This window comes from Haloarcula mannanilytica, assembly GCF_005406125.1.
In the GTDB taxonomy this organism is placed as follows: Archaea; Halobacteriota; Halobacteria; order Halobacteriales; family Haloarculaceae; genus Haloarcula; species Haloarcula mannanilytica.
Window position 1 is genome coordinate 563,991 of record NZ_BIXZ01000002.1, and the last position, 19,362, is coordinate 583,352.

Sequence of the window (19,362 nt, forward strand, 5' to 3'; positions counted from 1 at the left end):
GCACCAGTTCTCTTTATTCGTCGAGTGTCCCGCCCTCTAGGTAGTACCGGGTCTTGTCACGTGTCGATTGTGCGACCTTCGTGAACGTGACGACCCGCTGGTCACCGTCGGTCTCGTCGCGCTCGATGTGGAGTTTCAGGCCCTGCTCCCGGAAATACGACAGCAAATCGTCGATAATCTTCGGGTCGCCGCGAACCGTGTGCGTTTCGCCGACCGGCTCGCCCGCATCCACTGCCCGTATCGTTTCGACTGCAGGTTCGAGGATGGCCTCGCCCAACGCCTGTGCTCGCTCGCGGACGGCTGCCGGCGGTTCGTCGCGTTCGACGGCCTGAAACGCCTCCCGGATGACCCGCGTGAAAACGAAGTCACGGCCGTAGTCGAAGGGCAGCTCGAACGCGTGTTCGAGGTCCGCCCGGTGGATGGCGCTCGTCGTGTATTTCAGCGCTGTCTCACCGTCCGTCGATTTCAGGACGATACCCTCTCGGCCACGGGCGTTCAGATCGTCAATCCGCTCACGGGCGGCGTCGATGGCCGCGGCCGGGGTGTACGTCCCGTAGTGGTCGACGCTGTCGAGGCCGTAGGTCGCACACTGGTCGAGTCGGCGCTCGACGCCCATCGGTGTCCCGCTCTCGCGGTGGCGGATGCCGAACACGTAGAACCCGACCTCCTCGACCTCGCTGTAATCGTGGTCGGTATAAGGGTTCTCCGGCCCGACGAGTTCGCCACACAGCATGTGCTCGGGGTGGTCGTCGAAGAACGCGTCCGCCTCCAGCAACGCCTCGACCTTCCGCGTGGTGTAGGGACAGACGAACCCGCTTCGGGTAAACGCCAGGAGGTCGCCGTCGATCCGCGTGACCCTGACGTTGTAGCCGTTGAGTTTCTCCTCGATGGCGACGGGGCCGTCGAAGGTTTCCAGAATCGCCGGTTCGAGGACGAGCGCGCGTGGCATCGACGGATAGCCACGGACGACCACGTCGCTGACGACTGCCGTTCCCCGCTCGATACCGTGGCGTTCGTCGTTGAGGTGTCGGTACCGCTGGCCGCGGAACCACTCGGTATCGAAGTGTTCGAGCAAGTCCTCGGGGTCGGTGTCGATGTCGAACAGCGACCCCCAGTCTCTCGACATGTATGACTCTTGTTGACATGCGACTAAAATTCTACTGGCGTGTGACAATCCCACAACTGTCAGAGAGCATTAGTGGCAGGCTACCGTAGTGCCAGTATGGTCGACCGCCCGCTCAAGCAACGGTTCGTCCTCGACACGTCGCTGTTTCTCACCCCGGAAATCAGAGGCAGCGACGAGGACCTGGAGGCGGCCTGTCTGGACCTGCTCGACCTCATCTCGGAGGCGAAACTGGTCCACAACATCTCCTGTTACATGCCACCGTCGATCCAGGCGGAACTGACGACGATGCTGGAGGACCGGGCTATCAGCGACGACGTACTGACGAAACTGGATACGTGGGTCATTACGAAGTCACCGGCTCACCACGAGGTGCGGATTCCGGCAGACCTCGTCTACGAGTTCATCGACGAGATGTCCGAGCGGGTCGACCGCGGTCTGCGCGTTTCGGAGAAGGCCGTCCGGAAGGCCGAGGAGTCGCGGGCCGAGACGGTCGAGGAACACGACCACATGACTGAAGTGGATAAGGTCATCTCGGACCTGCGCGACGAGTACCGGGACACGCTCCGACAGGGCGTCCTCGACTCCCGCGAGGACTTCGATCTCCTGATACTCGCACAGGAGCTAGACGCCGGCGTGGTCACGGAGGACCAGGGCATCATCAACTGGGCGGAGGACTTCGGACTGCGGTATCTCAAGGGCCGGAACTTCCCGCCGCTGCTCAGGGAGTATCTCGCCGCCGACGACCCGGACCGCTGGCGCGACGAGAGTTAATCGTCGTCGTTGTCCGGCGGTTTCCCGCCGGGGAGCGCACTGCGTGCTCGCCCAGCGATTGCGCCCGGAATGTCTGTCGGGGAGGGAGCGACCCATTCGATGATGAGTAATGCAGCGGCTAACCCGAGAAAAACCGCGCCGATGGCCGTCTGACCGCGAGCGAGGTTGTCGACGCCAAGGAGGGTGACCCGCGCGGCGAGTACAACCGCGACCATCAGTTCAATCGTCCCGATGAGTCCCCGTGCCATCGGTCGTCGTAGGCGGTGACTAATGAAAAACGTCGCGCCTGCATGACGACGGCGTTCCCACCAGCGTCAAGGTGCACACGTTCAAGTCGCTGCCGGATGAACGCCGTCAGTATGCACGTCGGCATCGTCTCGGACACGCACGATAACGGGTCGCTTGTCGAGGCAGCAGTCGAGACGTTCGAAGACGCGGGCTGTGAGACGGTCTTCCACTGCGGCGACTTCGTGGCCCCGTTCTCCGTGACGCCGTTCGACGGCGACTGGTCGTTTTACGCAGTTCGGGGCAACAACGACGGCGAGTGGGCGGTCCAGTCCACCGTCGCGGAGTTCGGTACGTACTTCGGCGAGATGGGCGAGTTGACCATCGACGGCCACACCATCGCGGTGTATCACGGGACCAGCGAGGAGATCGTCGACGCGCTTGTCGACTGTGGGACCTACGATTACGTCCTCCACGGGCACACGCACGAACGCGGCCACGAGGAACGTGGGGACACGGAACGAATCAATCCCGGCGGCATCTCGATTCCGCCGGCCCCTGAGCCGTTCTCGGTCGCGACGCTGTCGACGGACTCCGGCGAAGTCGAATTCCACGAACTGGAGTGAAAATCAGTCGTCGGCGTGACTATCGACGCGCTGTGGGCTGCCGTCGTGTTCGACGAGTCCGCGACCGACGCCGAGCGCTTCGTCGGTGCGTCGGATGCTCTTTTCGGCGCTTGCGGTCCGCTCCGAGAGCGCGCGAACGGCGTCGATGTTCTCCGGCACGACATCGGCTTCCTGGTGGATGGCCTGGAACAGGTAGAGGTCCCGGCCTTCGACCGTGATTGATTCGGCCCAGATGCAGTTCTCCCACACGTCGCCGCGGGGACGGCCGGCGTCGCGGGTGTACTCTTTGAGCTTTCCAGCACCGTCGATACCGAGCGTCTCCGGGATGAGGAACAGGCGCGACTCGTCGGCGAGCAGGGATGTGACTTCCTCCGTCGTTGGCTCGCTCTCCAGCGTGACATTGACGCTGTGGGTGTGCATCTGCGTCGTTGGGACCTTCATTCCCATCGTGTCGATGTCGAGGTCGGGGAAAATCGTCTGCACGTCGGGACCGTGATGAGAGGGGATTTCGACGGGGTCAGGGAGCGTGTCGTTGATGGGGCCACGGCCGGTCTGGCCGGGGTCGGCACCGCGCCGGACCAGCGTGACGCGGGATTTCTCGACGCCGTAGGATTCCTTGAGCGGGGCGAGCAGGCGTGACAGACCGGTCGTGTTACAGGAGACGACACGGGCCGTGTCAGCGCCGACCGCCTTCTCGTAGTTCGCGCGAGCGTTGAAACTCACATCAGCTAAGTCCGCGTCCTCCCCACCCTGGAAGATGGCCGGCGTGTCGTGGTCGGCGTACAGCGATGCGTTGGCTGCACCGACGCCGCTGGGCGTCGTGTCAATGACAACATCACTCGTTTCAATGAGGTCATGGACTGTGCCGGCTGTCGCGAGATCGGCTTCATCGAACGGTTCGCGGCCGTCCGCGGCATAGAGGTCGTAGCCGCGGTCGTCTGCGATAGTTGCCTCGAAATTCGGCGAGCGCTTTGCGACGCCCGCAACTGTCATATCTGGCTGGACACGCACCGCGTCAGCGACGCGTTTCCCGATGGTGCCGAAGCCGTTGATGCCCACGTGGAGCATGCACGACTGTACCTTCGGGGAGAGTATATTCTTTGTGATTAAAATTTGGAGAAATTAACTCAGATAGTTGTACCTCAAGAGAATGTGAACTTTTAGCACGAATTTGCTGAAAACACTGAGATATGCCGTGTTTCGACGGCGTACGCCGACGTTCCATCAAGAGTTATTCAGCCAGAGGACGGAGCCGTCCGTATGGATAACTCGTCGCTTCGCGCGCCTGCAGAGACCGCCGTCAAACAGTGCCTGAATCTCCAGTCCGACGAGTCGTGTGCGATAATCACTGACGACCAGCGGAAAGCCATCGGCGAGGCGCTGTACCGCGTCGCCGCTGAGATAACCGACGACTCGGTGTTCGTTCGCTACCCTCCAGGTGAACAACACGGCGCGGAGCCGCCTGCACCGGTCGCCGGCGCGATGGAAACCGCCGATGTCGTACTTGCACCGACGACCAAGAGCCTGAGTCACACAGAAGCCCGGACCGACGCTAACGACGCTGGCGCTCGCGTCGCGACGCTGCCCGGCATCAGCGAGGGCGTGTTCCTGATGGGGTTAGACGCCGACTACCAACTCATCAAACAGCACTGCGAGGACGTGCTGGCCCAGGTCGAGGATGCTGAGGAAATCCGGGTCACCTCACCCCAGGGGACCGATATCACGTTCGGCATCGGCGCGCGCGAGTGGCATATGGATACCGGCATCGTCCACGAAGCCGGCGAGATGTCGAACCTCCCCGCCGGCGAGGTGTTCCTCGCCCCCGAGACGGCCGACGGCACGTTCGTCGTCGACGGGACGATGCGCCCCCACGGCAAACTCGACGGCAAACATCTCACATTCGAGGTTGAGGATGGCTACGTCACGGACATCGACGATCCGGACATTCGCGTGGAGGTCGAGGAGGCCGCCGAGGAAGTCGGACGGGACGCCTACAACCTCGCCGAACTCGGCATCGGCACGAACGTCGCCGTGACAGAACTCGTCGGCTCCGTCCTACTGGACGAGAAAGCCGGCGGCACGGTCCATATCGCTATCGGCGACGATCATGCGATGGGTGGGGATGTCCACGCGCCGATTCATCTGGACGGGATTTTGACGGAACCGACCGTGTATGCGGACGGGGAGGTCGTAGACCTCCCGAAGCCGAGCGGTGAATGAAATGAACCGCGAGGCAGGCGAGGAAGTGAAACTTCCTCGTGTTGAGTGACCGAATCGAAGCCAGAACGGAGTCGAGAAAAACAGGACTGGAGGTGTGAGTAGCGCACCCCGACCGCTGGACAGTCACTGCTATCCGTGCACGTACTCTGCCCGCACAGCGTATCCGATGACGAACACCGCCCAGACGAGCGACCCGACGAGGGCGAGGTCGAACGGAACGGGATAGCCGAGATTCCACGCGAGCACGAGTCCGTGTATCGCACCCATGAACGCTATCGTCGCGACGGTGATGGTGGCCGCAACCCGGGGCGTGTCCGGGGGGTCGTAGCGGAACGCACCTTTAAGAATGAGGAGTGTCCCGACCATTAGCGCCGGCAGTAGAGCGACACCGACCGGCTTCGAGACGTGGTTATCGGGCGTCCCCGACGCGGAAAAGTGAATCGCGATTTCGGCGGGAAGGTGTGACCAGACCGCCGCGCCGGCCAGCGCCGTCAGGACGATGATGAGCGCGCTCACCATATCAGCATGGCTCCGGTGGAGGGGCATTGTCGGCGTTTCGTTTCGGCGAGTGAATAAGTTCTCGGCCGCCGTGCGAGACAGAACCACGAGCAGCGCCGTGGCGACGACCATTTAGGGGAGCACGGTCAAATCGGGTATATGACAGACGCTACACCGGGCGACCGCATCGCCCTCCCGTGTCCGGCCTGTTCGCCGGACCTGGAAACGGTTCACGAGGTGCTGAAGCCGGGCGGCCACGTGACGGTTCGCTGTACGGACTGTGACCACGTCCACAAGGAGCAATTGCCCGAGGACGAGACGCTGGAGCGCAATGTCGTCGTCTCACAGGACGGGGACTCATTTACCGCACAGGTCGACGTGCCCGCCGAGGAAGAACTGTCCGTCGGCGAGGAGTTCCTGCTGGAGACCGAGGAGGCCGTCGTGACTGCGCGAATCACCAGTCTGGAGACCGCGGACGGCCGCGAGGACGACGCGGCCGCCGAGGATGTCGAGACCATCTGGTCGCGTGCGGTTGGGAACGTCGCGGTCAACGTCACGATGCATCCCAAAGACGGGACCCACGACGAGACCGAGAGCTTCAAGCTCCACGTCCCCGGCGACTACGAGTTCGTCGTCGGCGAGACCGAGGAGTTCGGCGAGGAGGAGTTCACCGTCGAGGGGATTCACGTCCGCGACGACGCCCACGGCTACGACCACCAGAACATGGACCACGACGGCGACATGGGCATCGCGAAGGACATCAACCGACTGTACGTCAGAGACGAGTCGACCACGGCGTGGTCGGCGTGGTAGGATGGTCGACTGGGACCGACAGCGGTCGCGACTGACCGACCACCTGCGCAAACGCGTCTCCGACGAGGCCGTTCTGGCGGCGATAGCGTCGGTTCCCCGACATCGGTTCGTCCCGGACGACAAGCGACGCGACGCCTACGCCGACCGCCCCCTTCCTATCGGTGCGGGCCAGACGATTTCTGCGCCGCACATGGTCGCAATCATGGCCGAGCTGCTGGACCTCTCGGCGGGCGACCGGGTGCTGGAAATCGGCACTGGCTGTGGCTATCACGCGGCGGTGACCGCCGAACTGGTCGGCCCCGAGAACGTCTACAGCGTGGAGTATCACGCATCGTTGGCCGACGAAGCGCGGAAGACGCTGGACGCGACCGGCTACGGCGACGTTTCTGTCCGGACCGGCGACGGGAAGGAAGGGTGGCCCGAACACGCGCCATACGACCGAACGTATCTGACCTGTGCCGCGCCGGATTTCCCCGCCCCGCTCGTCGACCAGACCCGCGACGGCGGCATTCTTCTGGCTCCAATTGGAGACGGACAGCAGCGACTCATCCGGGCGGAGAAACGGACCGACGGGACCCTCGACAGAACCGACCACGGCGGCGTCCGGTTCGTCCCGCTGCAGTAGCGGCTTTCGACAGACGTGGCCGTTGTCGCGCCATTGATATAGCTCCGGCCGAATAATTCGATATGGACCCGGCGGTACTGCGGGACGACATGGTCGACAGCCTGCAACACGAGAGCAAGGGTGTCGTCCGGAGTGCGTGGCTGTCGACAGCGATGCGTGCCGTCCCCCGGGAGGCCTTCGTCGGCGAGCAACAGGCCTACTCCGACCGCCCGTTCGAACGTCTCGGTACGCGTGTTCTCTCTCCCAGCACCGCCGGCCGTGTGCTCGAAGCACTGGCTCCTGACGAGGACGACGACGTGCTCGTGGTCGGTGCCGGCGTCGGATACACGGCCGCGGTGCTGGCGGAACACGTCGGCGCGGCCAACGTGCAGGCGATCGACATCACGCGACGGCTGGTCATCGAAGCCCGCCAGAACCTTGCGAAAGCGGGCTACGACGCTGTGCTCGTGGATCGCCGCGACGGCGCTGACGGACTCCCCGAGTACGCGCCCTACGACCGAATCCTCTTGGAAGCCGCCGCAATCGATCCGCCCCGGGCGCTCCTCCAGCAACTGACCGAGGAGGGGCGGCTGGTGATGCCGCTCGGCACCGGCGAGCAGTCGCTGGCCGTCGTCGAGCCCGACGGCTCGGTCCAGCGACACGGCACTGTCGCGTTCCAGCCGATGCTCGTTGAAGGCGAGCAGGCCGACACCGTCGAACGCAACCGGACCCACCGCGAGGACCGCGAGCGCGCCCGGCGGGCAGCCCAGTCCCGCGCTGGCTGGGAGCAGGACTGGATCGACTGGGACTAGGGCGACTCAACGACGAGCAGGTCGGTGTTCGAGCGGGCGTCCTCGTAGTTACTACCCGCTGGTGGCTTCACCTCGAACGTGACGGTGCCGTCCTGTTGATTCGGTCCGAGCGACGGCGATAGCGAGAGGGTTACGTTCCCTGCGCCGTCTGTCTCGCCCGTCGTGACTGACGAGAGCGTTGCCGTGCCGCTTTTCGCGACGACTGTCGCTCCGGAGACGGGCGACCCCTTCGAATCGACGACGGTGACGACCACGTCCTGTGTCCCCGGGTCGGTCACTTCGGGATGTGGCTCGATATCGACTTCCGTCACTTGTAGCGTCTCGATTCCGGAGATTGTGCTCATCATCACGGAGAGGCAGGCGACACCGACCACCAGCGCGATGACCAGTCGAATCGGGAGTCCCTCGATAGCACGTTCGTCACGCCACAGCGAATCTGACATAGACAGGGGTGGTCCCGGGTTCGTATTTGAATCCTCGGGCGAGCGTTCAAGTACTGGAACGGGCCAACCGCCGGCATGGTCGTTATCGGACGCGAGGAACCGACGGGGGAGACAGCCCGACTGGGTCACTACCGGGCCCGTGACGGGAGCCGCGGCGCTGTGATCGACCTCGATGTCGACCGGCCACACGTGGGCCTAATCGTTGGTAAACGCGGCTCGGGGAAGACGTACACGCTCGGCGTCCTCGTCGAGGGACTACTGTCCGCCGAAGGGGTCGCACCGGTCGTCGTCGACCCGATGGGGGCGTTCACACCGCTGGATACTGCGGACGTGTCGGCGACGGTGGTCGACCCCAGCGTTCGCGCAGACGCGCTCGACCCGCGCCAGTGGTGTACAGTCCTCGGACTCGACCCGGAACAGGGCGCTGGCGCGCTTGTGTGGCGAGCGGCAAGCGAGTGTCCGACCCTCGATGGGATGCGCTCGTGGATGGCTGATTCGGATGCGGCAGCGAGTTCCGTCCGAGCGGCGGCGAACCATCTCTCGCTCGCCGCGTCTTGGGACATCTTCGATCCTGCGGGTATCGAGGCGGGAACGCTGTGCAACGGTGGCCTGACCGTCCTCGATATGTCGGAACTCGCTTCGCGGCCGGCCGGGGCGGTTCTCGCCGCTGTCGCAACCGCGCTGTACGACGCTCGGGTCGCCGAACAGACGACTCGGCTGCCGTGGCTGCTGGTCGACGAAGCCCACGCGTTCACTGACGGGGTCGCCCAGCGTCCGCTCCGCCGGCTCGTCACTCGGGGCCGCCAGCCTGGCGTGAGTTGCGTGCTGGCGACACAGCGACCCAGCGCCGTTCCGGCAACGACCGTCTCCCAGACGGACCTGCTCGTCGCCCACCGACTGACGAGCACCGCTGATATCGACGCGCTGCAGGCGGCCCAGCCGACGTATCTCGACGGCGATTTCGCGGCCCGGCTGCCCGAGGCGACCGGTGACGCACTCGTCGTCGACGACGGGACCGAATCCGTCCATCACGTGACGGTCCGCGAGCGGCAGACGCCCCATGGCGGCGAGACGCCGCGAGCCAGCGACCTCGTGGCAGACAGCAACCACGAAGCACGTTCGGGAGCGCTGCAATCTGGTGACGCGACAGGAACTAAATGACCTGTACGACGCCCCAGGCCAGCCCGATTGCAGCTAGCGCACAGACGAGGTTGGCGACGGCGTTGAGAGTGGCCAGTGCCACGTAGCCGTCTTCCCACAGCCGAACCGTTTCGACGGAAAACGAGGAAAACGTCGTGAACGACCCGCATGCACCCACGCCGACCAGCAGCGCCGCGTTCCCGGCGACGCCAGCGAACGTCACCAGTCCGAGGACGAAACTCCCGACCGCGTTCACCGTGAGTGTCCCGAACGGGAACGTCTCCCGCTGAACTGCCTGTGCCAGATAGTGCCGACAGAGTGCGCCGATAGCGCCGCCGGTTCCGACCAGATGCGCCGGCTCGATGGCGACCATTAGCCCTCACCCCCCGTCAACAGACGAACGACCGTCCGTCCCGCAAGGACGCCGGCAAAGCCCAAGGCGTAACTGCCGACGATATTTGCGACGGCCCACTTGGGTGTCAGCACCGTCTCCACCGCGAACGTGCTGTAGGTGGTAAACGATGAGATAAAGCCGGTCGAGGCGGCCAGTTTCGTCTCGCTCGCCAACGTGCCGACCTGCAGCCCCTCGTACACCAACACGCCGAGCGCGAAACTGCCGAGGACGTTGACCAGCAGCGTCCCCTGTAGCCCTGGGAAAAAGAGACCGACAAAGTACCGGAGGTTCGAGCCGGCGAAGCCCCCGAGACCCACGAGGACAATAGTTTCGACCGATGCGAGCGGGTGCGTCTCTTTCATCGGTCACTCTCCGAGTATCTCCGCAAGCCGCGCCTCGCCGAGCGTGTCGACGAGTTGTGCGAGTTCGATGACCCGCTCTTCGCCAAGCGTCTCGACCAGTTCACGGATTTCTGCCGGGTCGAACGTCCGGGCCACGTAGCCGAGGTTCTCGACCATCCGCGTCGTGCGGTCCAGCGTCTCCTCGTCGGGGCGCAGCGTCAGCGGCCGGTTCGTGAATTTCCCGTTCTCATTGAAGTAACAGAACCGTAGCTCGGCAGTGTCGCTGTCGTCCGGATCGACGATCTGCAAGACGCCGTACCCACTGTCCCACTCGTCCAGTTCGACCTCCAGCAGCGTTTCGTACCTGGTCATATCGTGTGGTTCCGAGCACTGTGACTTATAGATTGGTATTTTGAAATAGCTAACAAGCGATAGATATTACGAAACACAACAAAATAACAATATCAGCACGAAGTACAGCTGATCCGATTGTCGGCGTCCCTGTGGCGGAATAATATTGGTACAGGTGTTATTTCTTTGCCGACTGACGGTTTATCCGCTGGCCGTCGGCCGATACTGCTGGTGAGTCCGGTTTCGACCGCCGTTCGATGCGATGAGTGGTTCTTTCGGCAATGAAATTATTTTTATATCGTCTCCAACAACAACAGCGCAATGGCAGAATCAAAGCAAGAATCTAGTGTCGCCCACTTCGAAGTGACCAATATCGGTGGGATCGACGAGACATCCGTCGATATTCCGCCGGGCGTGACGGTCCTGACAGGCAAGAACGCGACGAACCGGACATCGTTTCTGCAGTCTATTATGGCGGCGATGGGGAGCACGCAGGCGACGCTGAAAGGTGATGCCGACGAGGGGAGCGTTACCCTCACGTACGGGGATGAAATATACGAACGGACGCTCACGCGAGCGGGGGATGCCGTCCAGTTCAACGGTGAGGGCTATCTCGACGACCCTGAAGTCGCCGACCTGTTCGCGTTCCTGCTCGAAACCAACGAGGCGCGCCGCTCCGTGGCACGGGGCGACGACCTCCGTGAGATCATCATGCGCCCGGTCGACATCGACGCCATCCGCTCGGAGGTAGAACAGCTAGAAGCCGAGAAAGGCGACATCAACGATGAACTCGCCACTATCGAGTCCCGCCAGCGCGACCTCCCCGACCTCGAACAGCGCCGGACCGAACTCCGCGAGCAAATCGAGGAGAAACGCGATGAACTGGCCGAGCGCGAAGAGGAGATCGACAACAGCAGCCGGGATATCGAGGAAAGCCGCCAGGAACAGGACGTTCTCGAAGAGAAACTCGACGAACTCCGCTCGACGCGGTCGGACCTCGAATCCGTCCGTCGGGACATCGAGGCCCAGGAGGAGAGCATCTCCTCGCTGAAACGCGAGCGATCCGATCTCAAGGACGAACTGGACGAACTGCCGGAGACGCCGATGGGCGACCAGCAGCACCTCGAAGACGAGATCGCCACCCTGCGCGACCAGCGTCAGCAACTGAACAGCGAGATATCCGACCTGCAGAGCCTCATCCAGTACAACGAGGAGCGCCTCGAAGAGGAGGACTACGATGTCATCCAGTCGCTCGAAGACGCGCCGGAGGGCTCCGATGGCGATGTCACGGAGCAACTCCTCGAAGGCGAGGACGGCGAATCCGTCGTCTGCTGGACGTGTGGCTCGACAGTCAACCGCGAGCAGATCGAAGACACCGTCGACCGCTTGCAGGACCTCCGCCGGCAGAAGGTCGAGGACCTCAACGACATCAAATCGGAACTCGACGATCTCAAAGCCGACCAGCGCGAGGCCGAGAAAAAGCAGCGCCGCCGCGAAAACGTCGAACGGAAGATCCAGGAGACCGAAACGGAGATCGATCGCCGCGAGGAGCAGATCACCTCCCTGAAGGAGCGACGTGAGGAGCTGACCGAGGATGTCGAGTCACTGGAAGACGAGGTCGACAACCTCGAATCCGAGGACTTCGACGAGATCCTCTCGCTGCACCGGGAGGCCAACCAGCTGGAGTTCGAGATCGACAGCCTGGAGTCGGACCTCGACGATGTGAGCGAGGAAATCGAGGAGATCGAGGAGCTGGTCGAGCAGGCCGACGACCTCCGCGAGGAGCGCGACGCACTGGTCGATGAACTCACCGACAAGCGGACGAAGATCGACCAGATCGAGGCCAATGCCGTCGACCAGTTCAACGAACACATGGACGCCATCCTCGGTATCTTGGAGTACGAGAACCTCGAACGCATCTGGATCGAGCGCGTCGAACAGACCGTCCGGGAGGGCCGCCAGAAGGTTGACCGAACGGTGTTCGAACTCCACATCGTCCGGACCACCGAGAACGGCGCGGCCTACGAGGACACCATCGAGCACTTGAGCGAAAGCGAACGCGAAGTGACGGGGCTCATCTTCGCGCTTGCGGGCTATCTGGTGCATGACCTCCACGAGAGCGTTCCGTTCATGCTGCTTGACTCCCTGGAGGCCATCGACTCGGCGCGGATCGCCGAACTCGTCGAGTACTTCGCCGACTACGCCGAGCATCTGGTCGTCGCCCTTCTGCCGGAGGACGCCCAGGCCCTCGACGAGGACTTCAACCGCATCACCTCGATCTAACCCCAGTAGTCTTTTACTCCCGGTTACCGTACGTGGGGACAACAGATGGCGAATACGACAGACGGTCGGCCGTCGAGCAAGGTCGCTCGACTCATCGACGAGTACGAACTCGATGGACTCGGTGCGGAGATGGAGGCTCGCTGGACCGGTGACGGCGAAGAGCGCATGAGCCTCCGGGACCTCGCGGAGTTTTTCAACAAACGCTTGCTGGAACGCGCGCTGGTCGATGCCGGCCTGAGCGCGCTCGAAAGCGACGTGGAATCGACCTACGAGAACCTCACCGGCGACGACATCAGTACCGGTGTTCGGACGGACACCGTCAACCGACTCGAACGCAACGGTATCGACGTGGATAGCCTCGAAACCGATTTCGTCACGTACCAGGCGATCCGGTCGTATCTGAAGGAGTGGCGCGGCGCGGAATACCAGGGGTTATCCGACGACGAGAAAATCGAGAAGGACCTCGAAAGCATTCAGCGCCTACTGACGCGGACGCTGTCAGTCACCGACCAGCGCATCGAGAAACTGCGTGACACGGGCCGTATCGACATCGAGGACTTCGAAGTCTTCCTTGACGCGCAGGTGCTGTGCCAGTCCTGTGGCAGCCAGTACGCCGTCGCGGAGTTCTTCGAACAGGGCGGTTGTGAGTGCCAGCAGGACTGATAGTGATTATTGGAGCGATTTACTGGGACGCGCCGACCCCAGAGACGGCGCTATCCGAAAATAATCGACAATAATCACTATGAGCTGGTTGCTTTGGCTTCGACTGTAACGAAAGCGCCTGCAACAATATCGTGAGTTGAAACAATCGAATACGGTTGTGAAACGCAACAAAATATAGCTTAAACGATTCGAGACCGGTACGATGGCAGGAATACGCAGCCGCCCCCGAAACCGCCACCCTCCCCGTTCGAAGCGTCACACAGGGCTGAAGCGTCCAGCGCTCGTGGACAGGGATATGAACCCAGCCGAACTGCGGGCGTCGATTCCGGCGCTCGAACGGTGTACGTATTTCAACACGGGTGCGAGCGGGCCGACACCTCGCCCTGTTGTCGACGCTGCAACGTCGTTTCTCGAACGCCACGCCTTCGACGCACCGGCCGGCGACGGTCCTTACGCGGTCGCGTGGGATGCCATCACGGCAGCCCGAGAAGTCGTCGCCGGCCACCTCGGGACCGATGCTGGCAACGTCGCGTTCACCCGTAGCACCGCCGACGGGGTCAACATGGTCGCCGGAGCCATCGACTGGCAGCCCGGCGACGTGGTCGTCCGGACCGATCTCGAACACCCCGCCGGGACGCTCCCGTGGGACCGGTTGGCCGACACCCACGATATCGAGGTCCGCGTGCTGGAGACCGACGGCGGTCGGCTCGACATGGCGGACGTGAAAGATGCCGTGGCCGACGCCAGACTGGTGGCGCTGAGTTCACTCACCTGGACCCACGGGACCAGACTCCCGGTCGCTGATGTCGTCGACATAGCGCACGACGCCGGCGCGCAGGTGCTTGTCGATGCCGTTCAGTCTGTCGGGCAACACCCCGTCGACGTGACCGAGTGGGACGCGGATTTCGTGGCCGCGGCGGGCCACAAGTGGCTGCTGGGTATCTGGGGCGGCGGGTTCCTCTACGTCGACCCGGACGCCTACGACCGACTGCGCCAGACCCGGATTGGCTACCGGAGCGTCGAGGACCCCAGTGCAGACGGGTACGAGTACTACGCTGGCGCACGCCGCTTCGAGGTCGGCACCACCTCGCCGGTTCCCTACGTCGCGCTTGCGGAGGCCATCGAGACGGTCGAAGCTGTCGGGCTCGATACGATTCAGGCCCGCGTCGAACGGCTCACCGACCGGCTCAAGGACGGCCTCGGCGACCGATTGTTGAGTCCCCGTGAATACGAGTCGGGACTGGTGACGTTTACCGCGGATGACCCCGAGGCGACCGTCGAGCGACTCGCGGCGGAGGGAATCGTCATCAGGTCCCTCCCCCACCCCGAGGCGGTCCGAGCATCGGTCCACGCGTTCAACACCGCCGACGACATCGACCGCCTGCTCGACGCGCTCTAGGCCCTGGCGGCGCTACTGCATCTCGGCTTCCACCCTTCGCGCCCGGACTTTCTTGCCCCGCCCGGTCGTCTCTCCTCGCATGGAGACACGCCCCATCGTGACGTGCTTCCTGCGCAGTGAGGGCGAAGTGTTGCTGTTGCGCCGGAGCAACGCGGTCGGGTCGTATCAGGGTCAGTGGGGCGGGGTCGCGGGACACGTCGCCGACGACGCCGGACGGGACCGGGACCCGGAGACGGCCGCGCGGGCCGAAATCGACGAGGAGACCGGGCTGGCCGACGCGGTCACGCTGGTCCGGCAGGGTGACCCGTTCCAGGTCGACGACGCCGATCAGGGCGTCAGGTGGGTCGTCCATCCGTTCCTGTTCGACAGTGAGGCGCGCACAGTCGAGACCAACGAGGAGGCGACCGAGGCTGTGTGGGTCCACCCGCCCGAGATACTGACTCGTGAGACAGTCCCGCGGCTGTGGACCGCCTGGGACCGCGTCCGGCCGCGGGTAGCGACCGTCCGCGAGGACCGGACCCACGGCTCGGCGTGGCTATCGCTGCGGGCACTTGAGGTGTTGCGCGACGAGGCCGCCCTCGCGGAGGCTGGACGGACCGACGAACTGGAGCCGGCCGAGCGGGACGGCGACGACTGGGACGCGCTCGCAGCCCTCGCCGCCACACTCCGCGAGGCACGTCCCTCGATGGTCGTCGTCGCCAACCGCATCAACCGAGCGATGGCCGCCGTCACTGACGAATCGCCGGCGGCCGTCGAGCGGGCCGCGACTGAGGCGCTGAACCACGCGGTGACCGCCGACCGGGTCGCTGCCGCCGTCGCCGCCGAACATGTCGGCGACCGACTCGCAACGCTATCGCGCTCTGGGACGGTCCGTGTGGTGGTTGAGGCCGCCGCGCCCGAGGCCGTCCTCGTCGCCGAGTCGAGACCCGGCGGTGAAGGGGTCAGCGTCGCCGAGACCGTTGCCGACAGCGCGGCGGTGACGCTGACGACCGACACAGCCTTCGGCCACGAACTGGACGCATGGAGCGCCGACACGCTGGTCGTCGGGGCCGACCGCGTTCTGCCGGACGGTCGCGTAGTCAACAAAGTCGGTACCCGCTCGGCAGCGCTATCGGCGGCCGCCGCGGACGTGGACTCCTACGCGGTGTGTGCCACAGACAAAATCGCGCCACATGCCGAGTGGGACCGAGAGGAACGGAACTCTCGGGAGGTGTACGACGGTGACGCCGACCTGGCCGTCGAGAATCCCACCTTCGACCTGACGCCCGCGTCGGCGGTGACGGTCGTCACCGAACGCGGTGTGCTAGGGACCGACGAAATCAGGGAGATAGCTGACGCACACCGGGAGCGGGCCGGGTGGGCTGACGGTGGCTAATGGACGATATTCAGGCGCTCACTGCTCGTCTAACACGACCGGCACGCCGGCTTCGGCCACGTCGGCGGCGAACTCGCGGGAGTCGGCTTCGAGATTCGAGAAGGTGTTGTAGTGGACCGGCAACACGAGGTCCGGGTCGATAGTCGCGGCGAGACTGGCGGCCTCGTGGCGGTCCATCGTCGCCCGCGGGCCGATGGGCGGACACAGTAGCGACACCTCAAGCGTCCGATGGCCCGGTAGCACATCTGAATCGCCCGGATAGAACGCCCGGGTTCCCTCGACAGCGACCATGAAGCCACAGCCAAAGCCCTCCGGGTGATAGGGCGTGCCGTCGTCGAGCGTGTGCGGGCCGTCCGGCTCGTTGTATGCCGGCGTCGACCAGATCGGAACGTCCTTGATCGTCGTTTGCGATTTCATACCGACCTCAACCACGTCGTAGGGCAGCGAGGACAGCGGCGGGAGGTCCCGGTCGCCGACGCGCTCGTCGATGCCTTCGTAGGCGACGATTGTCGCGTCCTCGCTCGCGACGCGTTCGATACCGTCCGGGTCGTAGTGGTGGACGTGGGTCACACAGACGATGTCCCCGTCTTCTTCGCGGTAGTCGCTACTTGGTGGATGGCCGATACCATCTGTGTGGGGCTCCCACTCGCCGGTGAGCACGCCGTACCGGCCCGGATCGACGTACACCACCGTGTCGTCGCCGGCGAATCGGAGCGTGGCGTACCCCAGCCAGTCGACGGTCAGCCCGTCGTGTCGAATGGTCATTACGCACCCATACGCGCTACCCCCTGAATAAGGCCGCTACTCGCCGGCGTCGTCCCCAGTCAGAAGATATACACGACCCCTGTCCGTTTGCCTGCCCGTGCGAAACTTCCACATCACGACGGTCTGGGGGATTCCGATACGGGTCAACATCTCGTTGCTCGTTTTCCTGCCGGTACTGGCCTGGATTATCGGCAGCGGGACCCAGATTGAGCTGTACGCGGGCATCGTGAGCGCGCTCTCCGGTACGTCGCTCAATCTCACGATACTGACTGCGGGCCAGACGCCGTGGGTCATCGGTACCGCCGCGGCCGTCGGTCTGTTCGTCAGCGTCGCCCTCCACGAGCTCGGCCACGCTGGGGCGGCGATGCGCTACGGGCTCGGCGTCGAGTCGATCACGCTCTGGATTCTCGGCGGCCTCGCCAGCCTCGAATCCATGCCGAAGGAGTGGAACCGAGAGCTCGTCATCGCGCTGGCCGGCCCCGCTGTGAGCGTACTGACCGGGGTCGTCTGCTACGCCGCGCTGTTTGCCTTGCCCGCGAGCGCGCAGGTGACGCTGTTCGTCGTCGGCTGGCTGGCCGTCACGAACCTCTTTCTCGCCGTGTTCAACATGCTGCCGGCGTTCCCGATGGACGGCGGCCGCGTCCTCCGGGCGTTGCTGGCGCGAAAGCGGCCCTACGCCCAGGCGACACGTATCGCTGCCAGAATCGGCACCGGCTTCGCCGTGGTGTTCGCCGTCGTCGGCGTCCTCTCGTTCAGTCCGATGCTGCTGTTGCTGGCGCTGTTCGTCTACGGGGCCGCGTCGGGCGAGTCCCGCTCGGTCGCGCTGGCCGCCCTGCTTGAGGGGCTGACCGTCGACGATGTTGCCAGCCCCCTCGAAGCCACTATCGAGGCCGACGCCAGCGTCGAAGACCTGGTTGACCGGATGTTCGCCGACCGCCGGACGGAGTTCGCCGTCACGCGCCACGGTGACGTTGTCGGCGTCGTCACGGTCGGCGATTTCAGGGAACTCTCGAAAGCCGAACGCGAGGCCGACACCGTCGCCGACCTGATGGAGACCGATCTCCCGCGGTTCGTCTCAGACATGGCCGCCTTCGATGCGCTCGTCGAACTGGACACCGCCAGAGCCACCGCCGCGTTCGTCGACGGTCCCGAGGGGACCCGCATGGTCTCCCGGGAAGACTTCGCCAGCGCGATGGAGATGCGTCGGCTGGTCGGGTCGCCGGAACCGTTCTGAAACAGCGGGTACCCGCTCGGAGACGTTCACCAGTCCAGACACGGCATCGCCTGACTGTCGGTACATCCAAGAGGGGGCGACGTACAGTACAGGACAATGCAATCCGGGCTCGTCGAACTGTTCGTCGACCTGGTCGGCACTGATCCGCTCATCAACGGCCTCGTCGGCGGGGTTATCATCGCGACGATGAACCTCTTTGGCGCGTCGCTCGTGCTGGTCTGGCGCGACCCCTCCGAGCGGGCGCTCGACACGGCGCTTGGGTTCGCCGCGGGCGTGATGCTGGCCGCCGCGTTCACGAGCCTCATCATCCCCGGCATCGAGGAGTACTCCGGCGGCAACCCGATACCGACGCTCGTCGGCGTTGCCCTCGGTGCGCTCTTTCTCGACCGGGCGGACGGCCTCGTTCCCCACGCCCACTACCTGCTGACCGGGAGTCGGCGGACGGACGCGGCCAACCCCGGCCAGGACCTCTCGGTGGACGAATCGAAACTGGCGGGCGTCATCCTGTTCATCCTCGCGATTACGCTACACAACGTCCCAGAGGGGCTTGCCGTCGGCGTCGGCTTCGGCGCGGCCGCCGGCGACCCGGCCCAAATAGGTGGCGCGCTCTCGCTGATGCTCGCTATCGGCATCCAGAACATCCCCGAAGGGCTGGCCGTCTCCGTCGCGGCGATAAACGCCGGTCTGGACCGGCGACTCTATGCTGTCTTCTCCGGGATTCGCTCCGGTGTCGTGGAAATCCCCCTTGCGGTGCTTGGCGCTGTCGCCGTCGTGACCGTCGAACCACTCTTGCCCTACGCGATGGGCTTTGCGGCGGGCGCGATGCTGTTCGTGATCTCTGACGAGATAATCCCCGAGACGCACCAGCGCGGCTACGAGCGCATCGCGACGCTCGGGCTGATGGCCGGCGTCATCGTCATGCTGTATCTGGATATCGCACTCGCGGCGTGAGTCCCCTCGCCGTGGCTGTCACTCCTCGTAGGGCCAGTTCGGGTCACGGTTGATGTCCGTTGGCTCCTCGCAGTCGTCGACTTCGTCGGGGGCACAGGCCCCGTACTCGCGGAAGTTCTCTCTTGCCTCCGTCAGCGACACGTGGTTGGTATCGCTGACGAACTCCGCGTCGCCGAACTGGACGGGGTCGTCGAGCCAGTGACACACCGGACACATCTCGTATGACCCCGGCCGGCCCTCCGGGAGCGTCTGGTAACCACAGCACGGGCAATAACCCAGTTCCCGTGCGGCTGGATTACCGGGCGTCTCGGTCGACATACTTCGTGGT

At 64.2% G+C, this 19,362-nt stretch carries 23 protein-coding genes; 13 read left to right on the plus strand and 10 right to left on the minus strand.

Annotation, left to right across the window (positions count from 1 at the left end; translation table 11 throughout):
• Positions 1–13 precede the first annotated feature (13 nt).
• Positions 14–1,126 carry an RNA ligase gene (locus Harman_RS10075; RefSeq protein WP_137683647.1) on the minus strand — a complete coding sequence of 371 codons (1,113 nt, stop codon included), beginning with the start codon at positions 1,124–1,126 and terminating at the stop codon, positions 14–16.
• Between the two features lie 96 nt (positions 1,127–1,222).
• On the opposite strand from Harman_RS10075, the gene Harman_RS10080 reads away from it, so the two are divergent.
• Positions 1,223–1,897, plus strand: coding sequence for an RNA ligase partner protein (locus Harman_RS10080; protein WP_137683648.1), 675 nt, complete (start codon positions 1,223–1,225; stop codon positions 1,895–1,897).
• On the opposite strand, the gene Harman_RS10085 is transcribed toward Harman_RS10080, so the two are convergent.
• A complete protein-coding gene (locus Harman_RS10085; RefSeq protein WP_137683649.1) occupies positions 1,894–2,145 on the minus strand; it encodes a DUF7533 family protein in 252 nt (83 codons plus the stop codon). The two genes, Harman_RS10080 and Harman_RS10085, sit on opposite strands and share 4 nt — an antisense overlap.
• Before the next feature lie 111 nt (positions 2,146–2,256).
• Here Harman_RS10085 and Harman_RS10090 point away from each other — a divergent pair, with 111 nt between their 5' ends.
• On the plus strand, positions 2,257–2,748 hold the full coding sequence (locus Harman_RS10090; protein WP_137683650.1) for a metallophosphoesterase: 492 nt from the start codon (positions 2,257–2,259) through the stop codon (positions 2,746–2,748).
• Between the two features lie 3 nt (positions 2,749–2,751).
• Here Harman_RS10090 and Harman_RS10095 read toward each other — a convergent pair whose 3' ends face one another.
• A complete protein-coding gene (locus Harman_RS10095; RefSeq protein WP_137683651.1) occupies positions 2,752–3,816 on the minus strand; it encodes a type II glyceraldehyde-3-phosphate dehydrogenase in 1,065 nt (354 codons plus the stop codon).
• 192 nt (positions 3,817–4,008) lie between these two features.
• Here Harman_RS10095 and Harman_RS10100 point away from each other — a divergent pair, with 192 nt between their 5' ends.
• The gene (locus Harman_RS10100; RefSeq protein ID WP_137683652.1) at positions 4,009–4,968 is read left to right on the plus strand and encodes an aminopeptidase; all 960 of its coding nucleotides are present in this window, start codon (positions 4,009–4,011) and stop codon (positions 4,966–4,968) included.
• Positions 4,969–5,097: 129 nt separating this feature from the next.
• Here Harman_RS10100 and Harman_RS10105 read toward each other — a convergent pair whose 3' ends face one another.
• Entirely contained in the window at positions 5,098–5,514 is a 417-nt protein-coding gene (locus Harman_RS10105) for a DUF1648 domain-containing protein (RefSeq protein ID WP_137683771.1), read from the minus strand.
• Between the two features lie 111 nt (positions 5,515–5,625).
• Here Harman_RS10105 and Harman_RS10110 point away from each other — a divergent pair, with 111 nt between their 5' ends.
• The 3 genes from Harman_RS10110 (at position 5,626) to Harman_RS10120 (ending at position 7,695) form a co-directional block, all read left to right on the plus strand.
• Complete coding sequence (locus Harman_RS10110; protein ID WP_137683653.1) at positions 5,626–6,279, plus strand: HVO_0476 family zinc finger protein; 654 nt, start codon at positions 5,626–5,628, stop codon at positions 6,277–6,279.
• Position 6,280: 1 nt separating this feature from the next.
• Positions 6,281–6,904, plus strand: a complete 624-nt coding sequence (locus Harman_RS10115; protein WP_137683654.1) for a protein-L-isoaspartate(D-aspartate) O-methyltransferase — start codon at positions 6,281–6,283, stop codon at positions 6,902–6,904.
• A 62-nt stretch (positions 6,905–6,966) separates the two neighbouring features.
• Positions 6,967–7,695: a protein-L-isoaspartate O-methyltransferase family protein gene (locus Harman_RS10120; protein WP_137683655.1), complete on the plus strand. Its 729-nt coding sequence runs from the start codon at positions 6,967–6,969 to the stop codon at positions 7,693–7,695.
• Here the strand turns inward: Harman_RS10120 and Harman_RS10125 are convergent.
• A complete protein-coding gene (locus Harman_RS10125) occupies positions 7,692–8,138 on the minus strand; it encodes a DUF7382 domain-containing protein (protein WP_137683656.1) in 447 nt (148 codons plus the stop codon). The two genes, Harman_RS10120 and Harman_RS10125, sit on opposite strands and share 4 nt — an antisense overlap.
• A gap of 75 nt (positions 8,139–8,213) precedes the next feature.
• Between Harman_RS10125 and Harman_RS10130 the strand changes: the two genes are divergently transcribed.
• A complete protein-coding gene (locus tag Harman_RS10130) occupies positions 8,214–9,299 on the plus strand; it encodes an ATP-binding protein (protein ID WP_137683657.1) in 1,086 nt (361 codons plus the stop codon).
• Here the strand turns inward: Harman_RS10130 and crcB are convergent.
• The 3 genes from crcB to Harman_RS10145 are packed head-to-tail and all read right to left on the minus strand — an operon-like array spanning position 9,292 to position 10,385.
• Positions 9,292–9,651 (minus strand): fluoride efflux transporter CrcB, encoded by a 360-nt coding sequence (gene crcB / locus Harman_RS10135; protein ID WP_137683658.1) that lies wholly within the window; start codon positions 9,649–9,651, stop codon positions 9,292–9,294. The two genes, Harman_RS10130 and crcB, sit on opposite strands and share 8 nt — an antisense overlap.
• A complete protein-coding gene (locus Harman_RS10140) occupies positions 9,651–10,034 on the minus strand; it encodes a fluoride efflux transporter FluC (protein WP_137683659.1) in 384 nt (127 codons plus the stop codon). Before Harman_RS10140 ends, crcB begins: the two co-directional genes overlap by 1 nt.
• 3 nt (positions 10,035–10,037) lie before the next feature.
• Positions 10,038–10,385, minus strand: coding sequence for a hypothetical protein (locus tag Harman_RS10145; protein ID WP_005537319.1), 348 nt, complete (start codon positions 10,383–10,385; stop codon positions 10,038–10,040).
• 300 nt (positions 10,386–10,685) lie between these two features.
• Between Harman_RS10145 and Harman_RS10150 the strand changes: the two genes are divergently transcribed.
• From Harman_RS10150 to Harman_RS10165, 4 genes are all read left to right on the plus strand, one after another.
• Positions 10,686–12,647, plus strand: coding sequence for an archaea-specific SMC-related protein (locus Harman_RS10150; RefSeq protein ID WP_137683660.1), 1,962 nt, complete (start codon positions 10,686–10,688; stop codon positions 12,645–12,647).
• 45 nt (positions 12,648–12,692) lie between these two features.
• Positions 12,693–13,310, plus strand: a complete 618-nt coding sequence (gene rdfA, locus Harman_RS10155; protein WP_137683661.1) for a rod-determining factor RdfA — start codon at positions 12,693–12,695, stop codon at positions 13,308–13,310.
• Between the two features lie 295 nt (positions 13,311–13,605).
• Entirely contained in the window at positions 13,606–14,709 is a 1,104-nt protein-coding gene (locus Harman_RS10160) for an aminotransferase class V-fold PLP-dependent enzyme (RefSeq protein WP_137683662.1), read from the plus strand.
• A 79-nt stretch (positions 14,710–14,788) separates the two neighbouring features.
• On the plus strand, positions 14,789–16,084 hold the full coding sequence (locus tag Harman_RS10165; protein WP_137683663.1) for an NUDIX domain-containing protein: 1,296 nt from the start codon (positions 14,789–14,791) through the stop codon (positions 16,082–16,084).
• A gap of 18 nt (positions 16,085–16,102) precedes the next feature.
• Here the strand turns inward: Harman_RS10165 and Harman_RS10170 are convergent, their stop codons facing one another.
• Positions 16,103–16,849 carry an MBL fold metallo-hydrolase gene (locus tag Harman_RS10170; protein ID WP_137683664.1) on the minus strand — a complete coding sequence of 249 codons (747 nt, stop codon included), beginning with the start codon at positions 16,847–16,849 and terminating at the stop codon, positions 16,103–16,105.
• Between the two features lie 97 nt (positions 16,850–16,946).
• On the opposite strand from Harman_RS10170, the gene Harman_RS10175 reads away from it, so the two are divergent.
• Positions 16,947–18,083 carry a site-2 protease family protein gene (locus tag Harman_RS10175; RefSeq protein ID WP_137683665.1) on the plus strand — a complete coding sequence of 379 codons (1,137 nt, stop codon included), beginning with the start codon at positions 16,947–16,949 and terminating at the stop codon, positions 18,081–18,083.
• Positions 18,084–18,179: 96 nt separating this feature from the next.
• On the plus strand, positions 18,180–19,034 hold the full coding sequence (locus Harman_RS10180) for a ZIP family metal transporter (RefSeq protein ID WP_137683666.1): 855 nt from the start codon (positions 18,180–18,182) through the stop codon (positions 19,032–19,034).
• Between the two features lie 18 nt (positions 19,035–19,052).
• On the opposite strand, the gene Harman_RS10185 is transcribed toward Harman_RS10180, so the two are convergent.
• The gene (locus Harman_RS10185) at positions 19,053–19,352 is read right to left on the minus strand and encodes a CPCC family cysteine-rich protein (protein WP_137683667.1); all 300 of its coding nucleotides are present in this window, start codon (positions 19,350–19,352) and stop codon (positions 19,053–19,055) included.
• Between the last annotated feature and the right edge of the window lie 10 nt (positions 19,353–19,362).